We start from the raw sequence: 673 nt of genomic DNA, 5'->3' as shown, positions 1-673 counted from the left end.
TCGCGCACGCCCGCGCGCTCGCCCGCGAGCTCGCGGCCCTCCCGCCCCTGGCGGTGGCAGGCACGAAGGCCGTCCTGGAGGCCCGCCATCCGCACGAGGAGAGCCTGCGGACCGCCGTGGAGTGGAACGCGGAGCACCTCGACCCGCGCCTCGTGATGGAGGCGCTGAGGAAGTGAGCGTCGTCCCGCCCTCCCCCGTCCTCTCCCCCGCCGATCTGCTCGCCCTGCTGCGGGCGCGGGGCGGAGCGGTGTTCGCCGCGCGCCTCACGTACCTCGGGCGGCCCAAGGGCGAGTACCTCCTCACCGCGCGCGGCGACCTCGTGCGCGTCGGCGGCCCCGACGGCACCACCCGCGACGTGGACGAGGACCGTTACCTCACGGTGTTCCGCGGCTACGCCTGGGCGGACGCGCGGCCCACCGGGCGCCTCACGGACCTCGGACCGCTGTTCGGGGAGAGCGCCTGATTCCCTGTACAGTGCGTCCATGACCACCTTCGCGTCCGACGTCCTGCAAGGAAAGCACGCCCTCGTCACCGGGGGCGGCAGCGGCATCAACCTCGAGATCGCCCGGCACTTCGCCTGGCACGGCTGCGCCGTCACGCTGCTGGGCCGCACGCTGGAACGCACGGAGGGCGCCGCGCGCGACATCACGGAGGCGGGCGGGCGTGCGCTGGG

2 protein-coding genes are annotated in these 673 nt (G+C 75.0%); both read left to right on the top strand.

Annotated elements, in window-relative coordinates; all coding sequences use genetic code 11:
- The first annotated feature begins 172 nt into the window (after positions 1-172).
- A complete protein-coding gene (locus tag DEIPI_RS35025) occupies positions 173-463 on the top strand; it encodes a hypothetical protein (protein ID WP_052352061.1) in 291 nt (96 codons plus the stop codon).
- A 19-nt stretch (positions 464-482) separates the two neighbouring features.
- A partial coding sequence (locus DEIPI_RS35020; protein WP_045235304.1) for an SDR family NAD(P)-dependent oxidoreductase occupies positions 483-673 on the top strand: 191 nt, incomplete at its 3' end.

It is taken from the genome of Deinococcus pimensis DSM 21231 (assembly GCF_000519345.1).
GTDB lineage: Bacteria > Deinococcota > Deinococci > Deinococcales > Deinococcaceae > Deinococcus_A > Deinococcus_A pimensis.
Note: the sequence above shows the minus strand (reverse complement) of the source record. Positions and strands in the feature narration are given on the sequence as shown.